General features: G+C 65.3%; 19 protein-coding genes. 8 read left to right on the top strand and 11 right to left on the bottom strand.

Annotated elements, in window-relative coordinates; genetic code table 11:
* Positions 1–75: 75 nt before the first annotated feature.
* The 4 genes from hpt to ACTXPP_RS01560 all read right to left on the bottom strand — a co-directional run bounded on the left by hpt (position 76) and on the right by ACTXPP_RS01560 (position 4782).
* A complete protein-coding gene (gene hpt / locus ACTXPP_RS01575; RefSeq protein WP_301498266.1) occupies positions 76–654 on the bottom strand; it encodes a hypoxanthine phosphoribosyltransferase in 579 nt (192 codons plus the stop codon).
* Entirely contained in the window at positions 654–1730 is a 1077-nt protein-coding gene (gene tilS / locus ACTXPP_RS01570) for a tRNA lysidine(34) synthetase TilS (protein ID WP_443340557.1), read from the bottom strand. The genes hpt and tilS overlap by 1 nt, the downstream gene beginning before the upstream one ends.
* A gap of 16 nt (positions 1731–1746) precedes the next feature.
* Positions 1747–3114, bottom strand: a complete 1368-nt coding sequence (gene dacB, locus ACTXPP_RS01565) for a D-alanyl-D-alanine carboxypeptidase/D-alanyl-D-alanine endopeptidase (RefSeq protein WP_443340555.1) — start codon at positions 3112–3114, stop codon at positions 1747–1749.
* 102 nt (positions 3115–3216) lie between these two features.
* Entirely contained in the window at positions 3217–4782 is a 1566-nt protein-coding gene (locus tag ACTXPP_RS01560) for a helix-turn-helix domain-containing protein (protein ID WP_367618691.1), read from the bottom strand.
* 8 nt (positions 4783–4790) lie between these two features.
* Here ACTXPP_RS01560 and ACTXPP_RS01555 point away from each other — a divergent pair, with 8 nt between their 5' ends.
* Positions 4791–5804, top strand: coding sequence for an ABC transporter substrate-binding protein (locus tag ACTXPP_RS01555; RefSeq protein ID WP_301497039.1), 1014 nt, complete (start codon positions 4791–4793; stop codon positions 5802–5804).
* A gap of 11 nt (positions 5805–5815) precedes the next feature.
* Here the strand turns inward: ACTXPP_RS01555 and ACTXPP_RS01550 are convergent, their stop codons facing one another.
* The 3 genes from ACTXPP_RS01550 to ACTXPP_RS01540 form a co-directional block, all read right to left on the bottom strand.
* Positions 5816–6466, bottom strand: a complete 651-nt coding sequence (locus ACTXPP_RS01550) for a flavin reductase family protein (RefSeq protein ID WP_301497041.1) — start codon at positions 6464–6466, stop codon at positions 5816–5818.
* A gap of 29 nt (positions 6467–6495) precedes the next feature.
* On the bottom strand, positions 6496–6798 hold the full coding sequence (locus tag ACTXPP_RS01545; protein ID WP_443340553.1) for a type II toxin-antitoxin system RelE family toxin: 303 nt from the start codon (positions 6796–6798) through the stop codon (positions 6496–6498).
* A gap of 64 nt (positions 6799–6862) precedes the next feature.
* The gene (locus tag ACTXPP_RS01540; RefSeq protein WP_301520811.1) at positions 6863–7177 is read right to left on the bottom strand and encodes a type II toxin-antitoxin system Phd/YefM family antitoxin; all 315 of its coding nucleotides are present in this window, start codon (positions 7175–7177) and stop codon (positions 6863–6865) included.
* 128 nt (positions 7178–7305) lie between these two features.
* Between ACTXPP_RS01540 and ACTXPP_RS01535 the strand changes: the two genes are divergently transcribed.
* The 3 genes from ACTXPP_RS01535 to ACTXPP_RS01525 all read left to right on the top strand — a co-directional run bounded on the left by ACTXPP_RS01535 (position 7306) and on the right by ACTXPP_RS01525 (position 9462).
* Positions 7306–7770 carry an SRPBCC family protein gene (locus ACTXPP_RS01535; protein WP_443340550.1) on the top strand — a complete coding sequence of 155 codons (465 nt, stop codon included), beginning with the start codon at positions 7306–7308 and terminating at the stop codon, positions 7768–7770.
* Between the two features lie 11 nt (positions 7771–7781).
* A complete protein-coding gene (locus tag ACTXPP_RS01530; protein WP_443340548.1) occupies positions 7782–8255 on the top strand; it encodes an inorganic diphosphatase in 474 nt (157 codons plus the stop codon).
* 157 nt (positions 8256–8412) lie between these two features.
* Positions 8413–9462, top strand: coding sequence for an SGNH/GDSL hydrolase family protein (locus ACTXPP_RS01525; RefSeq protein WP_443340546.1), 1050 nt, complete (start codon positions 8413–8415; stop codon positions 9460–9462).
* On the opposite strand, the gene ACTXPP_RS01520 is transcribed toward ACTXPP_RS01525, so the two are convergent.
* Positions 9459–10139, bottom strand: a complete 681-nt coding sequence (locus tag ACTXPP_RS01520; RefSeq protein ID WP_443340544.1) for a YdcF family protein — start codon at positions 10137–10139, stop codon at positions 9459–9461. The two genes, ACTXPP_RS01525 and ACTXPP_RS01520, sit on opposite strands and share 4 nt — an antisense overlap.
* A 138-nt stretch (positions 10140–10277) precedes the next feature.
* Here ACTXPP_RS01520 and ACTXPP_RS01515 point away from each other — a divergent pair, with 138 nt between their 5' ends.
* Together ACTXPP_RS01515 and ACTXPP_RS01510 are read left to right on the top strand one after the other, a co-directional pair.
* A complete protein-coding gene (locus ACTXPP_RS01515; protein ID WP_443340542.1) occupies positions 10278–10586 on the top strand; it encodes a rhodanese-like domain-containing protein in 309 nt (102 codons plus the stop codon).
* A 74-nt stretch (positions 10587–10660) separates the two neighbouring features.
* Positions 10661–11146 (top strand): MarR family winged helix-turn-helix transcriptional regulator, encoded by a 486-nt coding sequence (locus tag ACTXPP_RS01510; protein WP_301497055.1) that lies wholly within the window; start codon positions 10661–10663, stop codon positions 11144–11146.
* Here the strand turns inward: ACTXPP_RS01510 and ppk2 are convergent.
* The 3 genes from ppk2 to groL form a co-directional block, all read right to left on the bottom strand.
* Positions 11143–12033 carry a polyphosphate kinase 2 gene (gene ppk2, locus ACTXPP_RS01505; protein ID WP_301520384.1) on the bottom strand — a complete coding sequence of 297 codons (891 nt, stop codon included), beginning with the start codon at positions 12031–12033 and terminating at the stop codon, positions 11143–11145. The genes ACTXPP_RS01510 and ppk2 overlap by 4 nt on opposite strands.
* Positions 12034–12194: 161 nt before the next feature.
* A complete protein-coding gene (locus tag ACTXPP_RS01500) occupies positions 12195–12326 on the bottom strand; it encodes a PorACj family cell wall channel-forming small protein (protein WP_301499114.1) in 132 nt (43 codons plus the stop codon).
* Between the two features lie 287 nt (positions 12327–12613).
* On the bottom strand, positions 12614–14263 hold the full coding sequence (gene groL / locus ACTXPP_RS01495; RefSeq protein ID WP_443340539.1) for a chaperonin GroEL: 1650 nt from the start codon (positions 14261–14263) through the stop codon (positions 12614–12616).
* A gap of 225 nt (positions 14264–14488) precedes the next feature.
* Between groL and ACTXPP_RS01490 the strand changes: the two genes are divergently transcribed.
* Both ACTXPP_RS01490 and ACTXPP_RS01485 read left to right on the top strand, forming a co-directional pair.
* Positions 14489–15901 (top strand): dipeptidase, encoded by a 1413-nt coding sequence (locus ACTXPP_RS01490; protein ID WP_443340537.1) that lies wholly within the window; start codon positions 14489–14491, stop codon positions 15899–15901.
* Positions 15902–16066: 165 nt separating this feature from the next.
* A complete protein-coding gene (locus ACTXPP_RS01485) occupies positions 16067–16696 on the top strand; it encodes a hypothetical protein (RefSeq protein WP_443340536.1) in 630 nt (209 codons plus the stop codon).
* Positions 16697–16699 lie beyond the last annotated feature (3 nt).

The raw sequence follows: 16699 nt of genomic DNA, 5'->3' as shown, positions 1-16699 counted from the left end.
ATCGAAGGAGACGGACGTGGGACGGGAGAGGCGGTGGCCATGTGGGACACTATGGATCCCACAGCACCCGCCGGTCTAACTGTAGACGCTGGGACGCAACGTCCCCACCCAGGGAAGATCCCGGTAGCGCTCGGCGTAATCCAGGCCGTAGCCGACGACGAAGTCATTGGGGATCTCGAAGCCGACCTCCGAGGCGTCCACCTGCTTCTGCACTGCCTCCGGCTTGCGCAACAGCGTGATGACCTCGAGGTTCTTCGGCCCCCGTGCCGCCAGGTCCGACACGAGCCAGGACAGGGTGATGCCGGACTCGATGATGTCCTCCAGGATGATGACGTTGCGCCCGCGGATGTCGCGCTTCAGATCCATGATGATCTCCACCGTGCCACTGGAGTGAGCGGAGCTGCCGTAGGACGACACCACCATGAACTCCATCTGGGTGGGGATGTCCATGGCCCGGGCGAAGTCCGCGATGAAGTAGGTCGCCCCCTTCAGCACGCAGACCAGGATCGTGTCCTCGTCCTCGTCCCGGTAGCGGTCGCTGGCGGCGCGGGCCATCTCGGCGATCCGGGCGTGCAGTGTCTCGTGGTCGACGAGCACCGCCTCTACGTCATCGCCGTAGCAGTTGTCGGGAACGTCGGTTTTCTTGCTGATCATCACGAGACTCCTGCGGTCCGGTCGAGTTCCAGCTGGCTTCCGGTGTCCGTCCGACGGCGGCGCACCACCAGTCGGCGGGTCGTCCCCATTGTAGAGGGTGCCTCGGACAGCTTATTGTCCGCCGGTTGTGGCGGCCAGGGCACCGCCACCGGCCCCTGGCCGTGCCAGTCGGTGACCAGTGCGTCCACCATGTCCAGGTGCCGGGACGTCAGTGGTCCGGCCGTCTCCGCGAGCCACTGCCTGATCACCCGGCGGCGCAGCGGTGCCGGCGCCGACTCCAGGACAGAAACCTGCAGCCCCGATGGGACACCGGCCGCTGCACTGTCGATACGCCCCCTGGCCTGCTCCAGAATCCGGGCGGCCTGGGCGTCCAGCTCATCGGCGTCCTCACGCAACAGCCGGGCCGACCGTGCCAGGTTGGAGTCCACATGGCCGCCCAGGATCTCCTGGGCCAGCGGCAACAGTTCGTGACGCACCCGGGAGCGGATGATCTCCGGGGACTCGTTGTGCGGGTCATGCCACACCGGTAACCCCAGTTCAGCGCAGCTGCCCTGGGTGTCGGCGCGGGCGACGCCCAACAGTGGCCGACCCAGCCACGCCGCCCCGGCGGCGACCACCGGGTGGTCGTGCGTGACTGCCCTCAGCCCGGCGAGACTGCCGGTACCGGACCCCCGTGCCAGGGACAGCAGCAGGCCTTCGGCGTCATCGTCGGCGGTGTGGGCGACCAGGACAGGACGTCCTGCCGCGACCTCACCCAGCGCGGCGTACCGGGCCGAGCGGGCGGGGGCCTCCCCACTCCCCTCGACCGTCACCGGCACGGTGCAGGCGTGGGCCCCGAGATCGGTACACAGCGCGGCAGTACGCGCGGCGACGGAGGCGGAGCCGTCCTGCAGGCCGTGGTCGACGGTGACGGTCGTGACGTCCAGCCCGGCGGCCACGCAGGCTGCGGCCAGTGCCACCGAGTCCCCTCCGCCGGACACCCCACAGACCACCTCGTCGCCCGGCGACAGTCCGGCCTGGGCCAGGAAAGACCGCAGGCTGTGGCGGACCGCCAGCGTATGCGGTGTGGCAACCAACTGCGTACCTCTGCCCCTACTCGACGGTGCGCAGCGCGGCGGCGAGCCGGTCCAGGGCCGCACGCCCGGCGTCCATGTCAGAGCCATGGGACAGGAAGGCGAAACTGAGGGTGCGTCCGGCCTCGGTCGTCACCGTGCCGGCCAGCGAGTTCACCCCGTCGAGGGTGCCGGTCTTCGCGCGCACCCATCCGGCGCCGTCGGTGGCTCCGGACGTTGAGTCGTAGCGGTCGATCAAGGTTCCGCTGCCGTTGGCGACCGGCAGGCCGTCGAGGATGCCGCGAAGCTCGGTCTCGGACGCCGCCGAGGCGATGATCCCGTCGAGGATCCGTGCGGACAGCCGGTTCTTCCGGCTCATCCCGGAGTTGTCGCCCAGTACCGCCTCCGAGACGTCGAGGCCTGCCTCGTCCAGGGCGTCCAGGGTGGCGGTCGTCGCCCCGGCGAAGGTCGTGGGTTCCCCGGCGGCCTCGGCGACCTCCCGGCCGATCGCCTCGGCCAGCATGTTGTCGCTGTGCAGCAGCATATCGCGCACCCGGGTGGTCAGCGGGGCAGACTGCACCTCGCCCAGCTCATCGGCATCCGAGGCGGTCGAGACCTTCTTGTCTGAGACGGACACCGAGGCCTCGGGGAATCCGAGTGCCTCGGCCAGGCCGGAGCCGACGTCCTGGGCCGGTGCGCTCGACCGCGGCGAGTAGGAGTCGGACGGGTCAATCCGTCCGGCATCCAGCATCACCGACGACAAGGGGGCGACGTTGCCTGCCCCGATGTCGTCGCGGGACCAGTCACTGTTGAACAGGTCCCCGGAGCGCACCGAGTTGTCGACGATGATCTCGGTGACCTCGGTGACCCCGGCATCGCCGAGCGCGTCGGTGACCTGGGCGGCGAGATCGTCCAACGCCGCCGGGTTGGTGAAGAATCCGGCCCCGGAGGTGCTCTCCAGGGTGATGTCCCCCTCGCCCTTGACCACGATCTGCCCCTCGGTCTCGCCGGGCAGCACCCGGGTCGACACACGCTGGTCGCCAGGCAGGGTGGTCAGTGCAGCGGCCGCGGTGGCCAGCTTCGTCGCCGAGGCCGGCACCAGCATCCGGTCGGCGCGGGTCGACCACACCTCCTCGCCGGTGGCGATGTCGGTGACGTGGCCGGACAGGGTGCCCAGATCGGGGTCGGACGCCACCTCCCGGAGTTCGTCGTCCACGTCAGGCGCATCCCCACCGGACACTGCGGGTTCCAGTACCGGCGTGGCCGGGGCGGGCGTCTCGGCGTCGGCGATGTTGTAGGGGTTGCGGTTGTCCAGGATCAGCGCAACCACGATGATGAGCGCCACCACGACGGCAAAGGCCGCGACAGATCCACCGTAGATCCAGCGTCGCGAGGCTTTCGTGCTCATCGTGGCATCAGGGCCTTTCATCATGGTGTCGGCGAACCACCTTAGAGTATCGGACGGGGTGGACACGGTGCGCGGTGTGGTGAGTTGGAACTGATGTCGCACTCACTCCACCGCGTCGAACACCTCACGTCTGAGATGAATCATCCGGAACTCACCCGGAGTCATACCATTGCGGTTCCTGAATGCCCGTACGAAGGAAACGACACTGCCGTATCCGGCCCGGACGGCCACGTCGGACACGGAACTCGTGGGGCGGCGCAGCATCGCGCGTGCCACGGACATCCTCCGCTCAACGGACCACTGCCGGTATGAACTGCCGGTCACCCTCTGAAACGCTCTGGCCAAGTCCCGCCGGGGGACTCCAAGCCTCACTGACCAGCGGGTGAGGGAATCGGATGTCGACGGTGTCTCGCGCAGGATTCGTGCCACCTTAGCGGAAGAAGCTTCCGGGGGCGCTTGCGCTGTATTCGCCGATGGAAGCAGCTCAGTGAGTCCGCCAGCGAATTCTGCGGCGTTCCACGGGTACGGGCGGACCAACGTATGGCTCACCGCAGCGCGGTAGAGCAGTTCCGTCTCTGAGCTTCCGGCAGGCCGAAAGGCGACCACATTCTTCCGGGACAGCGGGAATTCCGTGGGAAGTGAGCCGACCGGCAGGATCACCCCGCCTGGATCGGTGGACAGGTCGTGCCACACTCCGGAAGGCAACCACAGCAGGTCGCCACGGGCGAGAGTGACCTGCCCATTGTTGAGACGAACACGAGCACTCCCCCGTGCCATCCACACCAGGACATGTCGGGCATTGACGATCGGCAGCATTCTTCCCGCCGGAACCCGTGGTGCCGTCTTGTCAGCCGGTATCTGCCCGATGCCTGTCGTACTTCGCAGCATGCCGGGAGACATCCCCAGTTGCCGCTGAAGTGCGTGGGAGAGCGATGCCGTCGACGCATACCCACTGAGCCTTGCCGCCTCAGCGATCGTCGCACCGCGCGACAATGATCGTGCAGCCACAGCTCCTCGTGCCGTGGATCGCCACCTATTGAACGACATGCCGGTTTCTGCCATAAACAACCTGGTCAAGTGCCGGACGCTCATTCCGGCTTCACCTGCCCAATCCTCGATACTCCGGGGATCGGAAGGATCGTCGGCAAGTTGGCGTGCGACGTGAGATACGGCGGCAGTCGTCGGCATCGGTGGAAAACTCACCGACCGGGCCCCGTCGCTGAAGAACGTGGCCCGCAGCGCATCCAGTATCTCCCTTGTTGTTCCTGGTTCCTGCCACGGAGGGGTGATCCAGCGGGAGAAGAGATGCAGCAGGACGTCCACCATCGCACCAGGGAGCTTCCTACACACGGCTGCGGATGCAGCGTCCGGAAAATCTGTCGAAGGCAGCAGGACGGTGAAAGCGACGGTCTCCCGGTCGGTGGCGATCTGGTTGACCGGGATGCCCGGAGGAATCCACAGGGCGTCACCCTCCCGCAGGTCATACGCACTGCCGTCGACTAGGACGCGAGCGCGTCCCCGGACAACGTAGTAAAGGTGGTTGTCACTGTGAACAGTGACCGTACCGAGCCAGCACGGTGCCAGACTCCGCACTACGGGACCTCCCGGACTCAAGGGTTCATTATATGTCTGCTGACGACATAGTCGATCATTAGCGAACCCTACCATGATGTTTCATGTTGACCCATAGCCTGAAGAAACTAGCCGCACCCCTGTTCGGCCTTGTCCTGGTCGCCGGCACGGTGACCGCCTGCAGTTCCGACGCAGATGATGCGTCAGACGCCTCATCCCGTCTGCCCGCCGGGGAAGGAACCACCGAATACCCTCTTGAGCTGGATACCGAGTATGGTTCCACGACCTTGGAGGATCGTCCGGAGAAGATCGTTGCCTATCGCGGCCTGGGCCCCGAGCTTGCACTGTCGCTCGGGATCACCCCGATCGCCTCGAACGACTGGGAGCAGTTCAGTTCCTTCCTCTCCGAGTACGGGGCAGATGACATCGACACCATTCTCGAACCTGTCGACGGCAATGTGCCCGTCGAGTCCATCTCGGCGGAGGACCCCGACCTGATCGTGGTGAACACCACCGAACAAAGTGTTTTCGACCAGTTGTCACAGGTCGCGCCTGTCCTTGCCTATAGCTACTCCTGGGGCGAGAACGGAACGGATTGGCGCGAACAGTTGGCCCGATTGGGTGAGGCCACGGACCTCGCAGAGGCTGCGGCAGACGTCGAGTCAACCCACGACGACGCCATCCAGGCCATCCGCGATGAGAACCCGGAGTTCGCCGAGTACAGCGCGAACTTCATCTCGGATAAGGGCGACAACGTCGATGTCGAGTCATTTGCAGGATCACCCGGCGAAGAGTTCTTCGCCCAACTCGGCTTCCAACCGTTCGAGAAGGCGGAGGAATTCACCAACACCGACGTTGTCAGCGGCGAACGCTACGCTGACCTCGCTGCAGACGTGATGTTCATCTATGACCCCTCCGGCGGAATGCCGACGTTGAGCGGGAGCCAGGCATTCCAGAATCTCCCTGCCGTCCAGAATGACCTGGCCTTCCCGTTAGAGTTGTCGGATGATGACCCGTTCCCGGGCACGATGGCCGTGGGGCTGCGCTCCCCCGCGCCGCTGACGAACGTGTGGCTGGCAGAGCACATCGTTGACCTACTGGGGGACAAACTGAAGTAGGCCGACCATAGTTATCCCGCCTCCGGACGTTCCATCTGGAACCGGTTCTCCTCGGCGAGGGTGAAGTAGTCCGACGGACCACCGGCGCGCAGCACCGGATCCGCCAGCGCTGTCTGGTAGATACCGTCAACCAGCAGCGACTGGTCGATGTGGACGCCGACGACTTCGCCGAAGACCATGCTTGTCGCAGTCACATGACCGGTCTGGGTCTGGAGCGGGACGACCTGGGTGGTGCGGCATTCGAAGACGACCGGCGACTCCGCCACATGCGGCACCCCGACGATTATCGAGGCCGCAGGTGTCAGCCCCGAGATGTCGAATTCATCAACCTCGGGCGGGACGACAGCGGACGTGGCGTTCATCGCCGTGGCGAGTTCCTTGGTCACCAGGTTCCAGCAGAACTCCCCGGTACTCCCGGCGTTATGGAGGCTGTCCTTCGGCCCGTTGCTGGCGAACCCGACGATCGGCGGGTCGTAGTTGAAGGCGTTGAAGAAACTGAAAGGCGCCAGATTGAGCACGCCGTCCGCCGAACGGCTGGATATCCACCCGATGGGTCTCGGCGCGATGATCGCGTTGAACGGCGAATGGGGCAGCCCGGTGCCGACCCCGGGTTCGTAGAAGTGGGTGCCACTGTCCTGTTCGCGTGATCTGTCCGCCGTCATGTCGGCCACTGTAGGCGCGAACCCCGGTGTCAGTCGCCCGAACTCCTGCCGAAAGCGTTGTCGAGCAGGGAGCGGATCCGATCGCGGTGCTCCGATGAACCGATCGCAGGAATCCGGGAGTAGGCAAGTTCGTAGCACTCATCATTACTCCGTTGCGCGATGACCCAGACGATCGTGATCCGGTTATCCTCGTTGACCTCGTAAATCACCCGGATCGTCCTGTTCCCCACGACCAACTTGAACAGGCCGGTCAGGTCGCCGCCCTGCCGACGTCCCAGCCGGAATCCGCGCTCTAATGGTTCGCTCTGCAACTTCACCAGTGCCTTCAGCACCATGTTACGTTGCGAGCCCTCCAACCCTTTGAGATCCTTTCACGCCTCACGCGTCAACTCAACTTCATAGCGCTTCATCCCCAGTTTCCCCCTCATCCATGAGTTCGGCTTCGTCGAGGCCGAACTCCGCGATCACCTCAGAAAGGCTGTACCGCACCCCGTCGTCGGACGCCATCCTCACCATCGCCATCGCCATGAGCTGCATGTCCTCACGGACCTCGTCCAACCGGTCCGCTTCCTCCATTGACATCAGCACACCGACAGGCTGATTGTTCCGCACGATCACCCTGTGCCCGTGCGTCGGAAGGTCATTGACGACAGCCGACGGGTTCCGGGAGAACTCGCTCATGCTGATCATGTCCCTGGTGTTGGTTTCCATACCATCCACCTCACTTTCTACGTGCAATTCTACCCAGAATATTACCCAGGTCAACGCTAAAGGTCTCTGCACGCCGACCTCCGCCGAATCGCTGCGACGATCCCCGCCTGGAACGTATGCTCCATTCCATGGCGAAAGAACTCATCACCGCATCCCGCACCATCAACGCCAGCCCCGCACAGGTCTGGGCCGTCGCGTCTGACCTGAAGGGCATGGGCGAGCGCAGCCCACAGTGCAAGAAGATGCTCGTCCTCGGCGGTGAGCCCGGTACCGGCACCACCACCATCAACCTCAACAAGCGCGGACCTCTGTTCTGGCCGACCTGGTCCAAGGTCACCCAGTGGACCCCCAATGAACTGCTGGAATGGCGCATCCCGCTGAACCGCAGCCACTGGCGCTACGAACTCACCGACAACGGTGACGGCACCACCACCCTCACCGAGTCCCGCATCGTCAAGGGCAACACCAGTGCCCTGTCCCGGGGTCTGGTCGCCGCCTTCCTCGGCGGCAACGACACCTTCGAAGCTGAGATGGAGCAGGGAATCGCCCAGACCCTCGCGGCCATCGCCGCAACGGCGGAGCCGGCAAGGTAAACTCTGCTGCCATGAGCATCGAAGTCACCGTTGAAATCCCCAAGGGTTCCCGCAACAAGTACGAGGTCGACCACGAGACCGGCAAGGTCTACCTCGACCGTTACCTCTTCACCCCGATGGCGTACCCGGCCGATTACGGCTTCATCGACCACACCCTCGGTGAGGACGGCGACCCGCTGGACGCCCTGGTGATCCTGCCGGAGTCCGTGTTCCCGGGTGTCATCGTCGAGGCCCGCCCGGTCGGTGTCTTCAAGATGACCGACGAGGCCGGCGGCGACGACAAGCTGCTCTGCGTCGTCGACGACGTCCGTTACGAGAAGTTCCAGGACATCGGCGACATCGCCCAGGACGTCAAGGACGAGATCGAGCACTTCTTCGTCCACTACAAGGACCTGGAGCCGGGCAAGGAAGTCAACGGTTCCGGCTGGGGCGACAAGGCCGAGGCCGAGCGCATCCTGGCTGAGGCTGTGGAGCGCCACAAGTAGTTTCGACGCTGACACACACCAACCCCGCCGACTCACGGAGTCTGCGGGGTTCTTGCGTTCCGGCGCGATGTCCAGCACCGACGAATGGCCCGGGTTAAGGTCGATCACTGAAATCTCTCCCCACTCCCCCCACTCCCCCACTCCCCCAGGACGCGCCATGCACCCCTCACTCCTGTCCCTCATCCGCGCCACGTTCACTGCCGCCTGCGCGCTCACCCTCACCACTGTCACTGCCGCTGTCTCCGTCGCGCAGGACAGTAGCTCAGGCAGCACCGGCAGCTCTGCACTGTCCGGCTCGTCCGGCCAGGGCTCGGCGAATGCTCCCGGCTCCGCCGCACTCAACCCGTCCAACCCCTACTCCGAGGACACCACCGACAACCTCGTCACCTTCGGGGACTCCTTCACCGCGAACACGCATTCCGTGGCGAACAACATCGAATCCTCCGCCGAGGACTACCCACAGCAGAGCGGCTGCCACATCGCCCCGGACGCCTGGCCCGGCCTGCTCGCCGAGGACACCGGCATCCCGGTCCAGAACTGGGCCTGCACGAACTCCGGCACGGCCCACATGCTCAACCGGGTCACCCGCGCCATCGACGCCGGGCACGTCAACGACAGTTCCACCGTGGTGCTCTCCTCCGGCATGAACGACAAGCAACGGGAACTCGGCGACGCGGAGATCACCGCGAACTTCCTCGCGGCGGTCGAAAAGATTCAGGACGCAGCCCCCGGCGCGGAGATCATCATCCTCGGACGCCTGGCCACCACCGACCCCGATGGCAGACAGTGCAGCGTGAACCTGATCCCGTACCTGCCCCTCGGCCAGGTGGCCGAAGACACCGCCGCCCGCGAAACTGCCGTCCAGGACATCCAGCGCAACGTCGCCGAGCGCACTGGTGTGGAGTTCATCGACATCCACGAGATGACCCTCGAGAAGAACTCCACCTGCGCACCGGACGCCGATCGTTATGTCTCCGGCAACCGCGACTACACGACCCCCGGGTTCAACATGAACGCCCACCCCTCGATCGCCGGCAGCCAGTTCCTGGCCGCACAGATCGTGGCATTCCTCGGTCGCGACGCCGCCGAGCAGATCCTGGAATTCATCGAGGACGCTGACCTGGAGAACACGCCGGTGATCGGTGACGTCGCCGACGCTCTCGAGGACGTCGTCGAGGAGGACGCCTCGGACGAGACCGAGTCCTAGCCTTCACCCTCCACGTAGGCGACAGCCTCGATCCCCTTGTCCCGGTAGTTCGACAGGGCCCGGGAGTAGTGCGGGTCAGAGGTCACGATCACCGCGACCCCACCGTTGCTGCGGATGTAGTCGGAGGTGTTGGCAACATTGTCCAGGGTGCTGCCGGACTTCTCCTCGACGACGATCGGGTTGCTGACCCCGCGCAGGCGCAACCCCTTCTCCATGGCCTTGGCCTCCGAGGGGCAGTCCGGTTGGGTGGTTCCGCCAGTGACCACGACGGGGTTGCCCCGGTGGATCCGGGCGAGTTCAGCGGCACCGTTGAGGCGGTCGTCGAGCACCTTCGGGGTCTTGCAGTCCTCGTTCAGTCGCGCGCCGAGGACAACGATCGGCACCCTACGGTCATTGGCCAGCACGGCGTGGCTGGCGACGGGGCGCACCCGTTCGTGATCGGCGATGTCCCGGTTGTCGGAGATCACGTTCTTGGTGTCCGGCACGAGCGGCGCGGCAGTCGCCGGGGCGGCACCGGCACCGATGCAGAGGCCTGCCACCGTGGCGGCGACCAGTCCGGTTGCGGTGGCGGAGCGGGAGAATCGACCTGACAGGGCACGACGGGATGAAGGCTTCATGGCGATGGGGACGTCCTTTTCGGAAAGTTCGGAGAGGTTGGCGATGTTGACTTTCCCCACCCTGCACCCCTCGAGCAGTCATGTCAGCCGTTTGACGCACTTTTGCAGCCGACTTCCGACATTCCCAGGGCAAACATACGACTCCCTTAGAGCTCACGACCGTGAAGACTCAGTTGTGCCTGCGTACACTGGGGCACCATGAGTGATTTCGAGAACGTCAAGGCCAACGAAGTCCCCGAAGGGGCCCAGCTCATCGACATCCGCGAGCCGGACGAGTTCAACCAGTGGCACGCCGAGGGCGCGACCAACCTTCCCCTCTCCGAACTCCAGGCCCGCTACGGTGAGTTCGACTTCGACCGGGACATCTACCTGATCTGCCTCTCCGGTGGCCGCAGTGCGAAGGCCTGCACCTGGCTGGAGATGAACGGCATCGACACGATCAACGTCTCCAACGGCACCATCGGTTGGCGCGACTCCGGCCTGCCGATCGTCGGGACCGAAGGCTAGTCACCGAGGCGACGCGGTTAGCGGGGTTCCCCCATAGTTCGTCTTCCCCACCCCTGAGACGATAGAATGTGACTATGGCTGAAACCACCGTGAACCTCCCGCAGGGTCTCCTGAAGTCGCCGTCGTTCCAGCTGGAACGACTTCGACGCCGTACCCGCACCCACGTGGAGGCTGCACTGTCCGCCAAGGACTTCAATCTCCGGGAGTACTGGGTGCTGACCTACCTGGTCGACGGGGACGCCGCCAGCCAGGCCGAGCTCGGCGAGATCATCGGTGTCGACCGCTCCGACATGGTGCGTCTGGTGGACGCCCTGGAGAAGCGCGGGCTGGCCAAGCGGGAGAAGGACGCCAAGGACCGGCGGCGGCAGATCATCTCGGTGACGAAGAAGGGTGCGAAGGCCCAGGCCACACTGACCCCCATCGTTCAACTGGCTGAGGACTCCGCCCTGGACGAGTCGACGTCCAAGCAGCTCAAGCACCTGAAGAAGCTGGCGAAGTCGATCATCGCCGCCGAGGAGGACAGCGAGGTCGACGACATCGACGACCACCGCCGGGACTAGTCGCCGATCTGGTCGCGACCGCGCTTGACGATCTTCGGATCCGGCTCCCCGACCACGTCGTAGTCCTTGCCGGTGTAGTCGAACTTGCTGAGCACGTAGCGCATGGCGTTGAGCCGTGCGCGCTTCTTGTCATTCGACTTGATGGTGATCCAGGGCGACTCATTGGTGTCGGTGTAGCGGAACTGCTCTTCCTTCGCCCGGGTGTAGTCGTCCCACTTGTCCAGGGACGCCAGGTCCATCGGCGAGAGCTTCCACTGACGCACCGGGTCCACCTGGCGGATGGCGAAACGGGTCCGCTGCTCCTTCTGGGTCACCGAGAACCACAGCTTGGTCAGGCTGATACCGGAGCCCATGATCATGTTCTCCAGCATCGGTACCTCCCGCAGGAACTCCGAGTGCTGGTCATCGGTGCAGAAGCCCATTACCCGCTCCACACCGGAGCGGTTGTACCAGGAGCGGTCGAAGAAGACGATCTCACCGGCACAGGGGAAGTTCTCGATGTAGCGCTGGAAGTACCAGGACGTCGACTCCCGGGGACTCGGCTTCTCCAGGGCGACGGTGCGCGCACCACGCGGGTTGAGATGCTCGTTGAACCGCTTGATGGTGCCACCCTTACCGGCGGCGTCACGGCCCTCGAACAGGATGATGTGCTTCTGGCCCGTCTCCTTGGTCCAGTTCTGCCACTTCAGCAACTCGATCTGCAGGGACCGCTTGATCGTCTCGTACTCCTCGCGGCCCATCCGCTCCGGGTAGGGGTAGCTGTCCCGCCAGGTGTCCACCCGGTGACCGTCCGGGGTGACCAGAACGGGGTCGTCCTCGTCCGAGTCATCGACGATATAGCCTTCGGTCGCCGCCAGGTCGACGATGTGGAACTCCTCATTGTCCATGCTCACCAGTCTAGTGGAGAAGAGGGCAGCCTACATGGGGACGAAACACGACTCACCCCCGGTTGCGCGCACGTTGAGGCATATCGGGACACCGGCCCCAGACAAGACGGAAGCCCGGCCGAAGCCGGGCTACCATGATCCCCGAAGGAGGGGGACGAGTCCTACTCGCCGCTGCCGGAGGACAGTGCAGCGCCGCTCTCGAAGATGTCGAAGAGGCCGCCGAAGACGTCAGCGAAGCCGCCGAAGAAGGTGGACAAGTTGTCGAACAGGTCGGTGATAGAGCTGAGATCCATGATGTTCTCTCCTGAAGTTCATGTACGGCCCGGGGCATCCGGACCTCGTTTCCTGAACCTACCAACTGTCAGGGATTCTGCAACCGCAGTTCGCGATTTTTTCCCGGGGGGAACGTCCGATCGTTGGAAGAATGACCATCGACACTCCCGATCATCACTGTTCAGGGAAGTGATCGGACACTTCTCGATCCACCCGCGAAATAAAAGAAACCCACCACAGGAAACGGCATTCACCGTGACTGTGGCGGGCTCAAGGGGGCCGCATATGGGGGTATGCGACAGACGGACTAGAAGCCGCCCATACCGCCCATTCCGGCCATCTCATCGGCACCCGGGGCAGCAGCGGCGGGCTCCGGCTTGTCGGCGACGACAGCCTCGGTGGTCAGGAAGAGGCTGGCGATGGAGGCGGCGTTCTGCAGTGCGGAACGGGTCACCTTCACCGGGTCGGAGATGCCGGCGGCGAGCAGGTCGACGTACTCACCGGTGGCGGCGTTGAGACCGTGACCGGCCTCGAGGCCGGTCACCTTGTCGGCGACGACGCCCGGCTCCAGGCCGGCGTTGGTGGCGATCTGCTTCAGCGGCGAGGACAGGGCGGCGCGCACGATCTGCACACCGGTGGCCTCGTCACCCTCCAGGCCGAGGTTGTCGTCGAGCACGCTGGCGACCTGCAGCAGTGCGGCGCCACCACCGGCGACGATGCCCTCTTCTGCAGCGGCACGGGCGTTACGCACGGCATCCTCGATGCGGTGCTTGCGCTCCTTGAGCTCGACCTCGGTGGCTGCACCGACCTGGAGCACTGCAACACCGCCGGCCAGCTTGGCCAGGCGCTCCTGCAGCTTCTCCTTGTCGTAGTCGGAGTCGGCGTTCTCGATCTCCTGCTTGATCTGGCGCACGCGGCCCTCGAGCTGCTCGGCGGAGCCGGCACCGTCGACGATGGTGGTGTCGTCCTTGGTGACGACGACCTTGCGTGCGGTACCCAGCAGCGGGATGTCGGCGGTCTCCAGGGACAGGCCGACCTCCTCGGCGATGACCTGGCCACCGGTGAGGATGGCGATGTCCTGCAGCTGTGCCTTGCGACGGTCACCGAAGCCCGGTGCCTTGACGGCGACGGACTTGAAGGTCCCGCGGATCTTGTTGACGACCAGGGTGGACAGTGCCTCACCCTCGATGTCCTCGGCGATGATCAGCAGCGGCTTGCCGGACTGCATGATCTTCTCCAGCAGCGGCAGAAGGTCCTTGACGTTGGAGATCTTGGAGGAGACCAGGAGGATGTAGGGGTCCTCCAGGACGGCCTCGCCGCGCTCGACGTCGGTGGCGAAGTAGGCGGAGAGGTAGCCCTTGTCGAAGCGCATACCCTCGGTGGTCTCGAGGTTGACGCCGAAGGCGTTGGACTCCTCGACGGTGATGACACCGTCCTTGTTGAGCTCACCGTCGCCGACCGCGTACATCGCCTCGGCGATCAGCTCGCCGATCTTCTCGTCCGCGGCGGAGATGCCGGCAGTTGCGGCGATCTGCTCACGGGTCTCGATCTCCTTGGCACCGGCCAGCAGTGCCTCGGTGACCTTCTCGACACCGGCCTGGATGCCGCGCTTGATGCCCATCGGGTTGGAACCGGCGGCCAGGTTGCGCAGACCCTCCTTGACCAGGGAGTGGGCCAGGACGGTGGCGGTGGTGGTGCCGTCACCGGCGACGTCGTCGGTCTTCTTGGCGACCTCCTTGACGAGCTCGGCGCCGATCTTCTCGTAGGGGTCCTCGAGGTCGACTTCCCGGGCGATGGTGACGCCGTCGTTGGTGATCAGCGGGGCGCCCCACTGGCGCTCCAGCACAACGTTGCGGCCCTTGGGGCCGAGGGTGACCTTCACCGCGTCGGCGAGGGTGTTCAGACCCTTCTCCAGACCACGGCGAGCTTCCTCGTCGAATGCAATCATCTTTGCCATGTGGCTGTTGATCCTTACGTGTTGAGATACAAGCGACACGTTGAGGTTCAGACCCAGCGCCCGCGACGGCACGGGAGGACGCATGTCGCATCGTCCACCCTCACTGCATCTGAGTGGGTTTCGTTCTCGTTTTGCTGGCACTCTGCGAGAGCAAGTGCTAACACCATTTTCTAGCAGTCTCCGGCCCCGAGTGCAAGGACAGACGGTCGGGCTAGGCTGGTTCCCATGACCGAGAACATTCACCTGGCCACCGCCGCCGCCCATGACGCCGTCGCCGCACAACTCCCCTGGCTTCGACAGGCCCTGACCGAGCTCGTCGCCTTCCAGTCCATCCACTCCACCCCCGGCCTGGAGGAGGACAACGCCGGTGCCGCCCGCTGGGTCACCGAACACTTCCGGGACGCCGGCATCCCGGTCGAGGAGCACACCACCTCCGATGGATCGGTGTCGGTGATCGGTGTGCGCGAGGCCGCCCCGGGCTGGCCGACCATCCTGCTGTACTCCCACTACGACGTGCAGCCGGCGTCCGACGTCCACAACTGGACGTCCTCCCCCTGGGAGCTCACCGAACGCGACGGCCGCTGGTACGGCCGCGGCGCGGCCGACTGCAAGGGGCACGTGGTCATGCACCTCGCCGTGCTGCGGGCGGTCAACGAGCTGCTGCAGGACGACTCCCTCCCGGCCGCCAGCGCCGAAGCGTTGCGCAGTGTGGGTATCCGCGTGGTCGTCGAGGGCTCCGAGGAGCGCGGCGGCTTCGGACTGGAGGACCTGCTGGCGTCCGATCCGGAGCTTTTCGCCGCCGACACCTTCCTCATCGCCGACTCCGGCAATGACACCCTCGGCGTCCCGGCCGTGTGCACCGCCCTGCGCGGTTCCGCCCCGGTGACCGTGCGACTGCGCACCCTGGAGCAGCCGATGCACTCCGGTCAGTTCGGCGGTGCGGCCCCGGACGCCCTGTTGTCGCTGATCAAGCTGCTCGCCACCCTGCAGGACGACAACGGCCTCGTCGCCGTCGACGGGCTCGCCTCCGAGGAGACCTGGGAGGGACGCGGCCCCGACGAGGCCACCTTCCGCACCGATGCCGGTGTGCTCGACGGGGTGGACGTCCTGGGTGCCGCACAGGGCCTGAACCCCAATGACCTGACGATCACCCGCCCGTCGATCACGGTGACCGGCCTGGACTCGCTGTCGGTGGCGGACTCGGTCAACGCCGTGGTCGCCGAGGCCGGTGCCGTGGTCAGCCTGCGGGTGCCGCCGGGAATGGACCCGGCGACTGCGCAGGACGCCCTGGTGGCCCACCTCGAGTCCCACGTCCCGCACAATGCGAAGTTGGAGATCGAGCGCAACTCGCTGGCCTCCCCGTTCTCCGCGGACACCTCCGGCCCGGCCCTGGGCATCCTGTCGCGGGCCCTGGCGGACGCCTACGGCGCGTCCGAGACCGCCGAGATCGGTTCCGGCGGCTCCATCCCGCTGTGCAATGCATTGCTGTCGCACTATCCGGAGGCGGAGTTGGCCCTGTTCGGCATTGAGGAACCCTCCTGCCGTATCCACTCTGCGGACGAGTCGGTCTCACCGGATGAGATCAGGGACATCGGTGTCGCTGAGCTCCTCTTCCTCTCCCGGCTTGATAAAAAGTAGTGACACAACTAACATCATCCCCATGATCAGCACCCTTAAGCGAGTAGCCCACCCCGGTGGAGGAGCGGACTGACCCCTCCACCTCGGGGTAAGTCGCGCTATTCGCGGCGGTTGCGTCGGTCCACATCCCCCGACGACCAACCAGCACAAGGGAAAGACCCACTCATGTTCGAGTCACAGGACAACCGGATGCCCACCACCACGATGATCCGTTTTGCGCGCCCCGAAGAGGCCGACGCCACGCGGAATGCCCCGACCTACACCGACCAGCCCGGCCTGCGCCGGTCCACTGCCGTCACCTACCGGGAGGGCAACCCCACCCGGATCGAGAAGCGCCGCCAGCGCACCCGGGTCTTCTCAGAGGACCCCTTCCGCGCCCGCTTCGGCAAGCGCCTTCCCACCGGCATGCGCCAGGAGGCCCGCGGCATGGAGTGGCGGAAGTTCATCGCCACCTACGCCCCCTCCACCCTGCGGGTCGAGTCGATGACCGCGACCCGCCGGGCGGCCGGCCGCAAGTCCTACGAGCTGAGCATCACCGGCCTGCGTGGCAACGCCGGTACCCGGGTCTCGATCACGGCGATGGGCGCATCCTCGGCCATGACCCAGATCCTGGCAGACCACGGCCGCCGGGTCGAGGTCCTGGAGTTCCACCAGTACGACATCTTCGAGGCGACGGTCACCTTCATCTTCGCCCAGCACGAGACGAAGAAGGTCTGGGCCGTCGGCTTCGGCGCCGACCGTGATCTCTCGATCGCCAACGCCCTGGCGTCCGCCGCCGGACGCCTGCACGGCTAACGA

This window comes from Candidatus Corynebacterium faecigallinarum (assembly GCF_052264515.1).
Lineage (GTDB): Bacteria > Actinomycetota > Actinomycetes > Mycobacteriales > Mycobacteriaceae > Corynebacterium > Corynebacterium faecigallinarum.
Note: the sequence above shows the minus strand (reverse complement) of the source record. Positions and strands in the feature narration are given on the sequence as shown.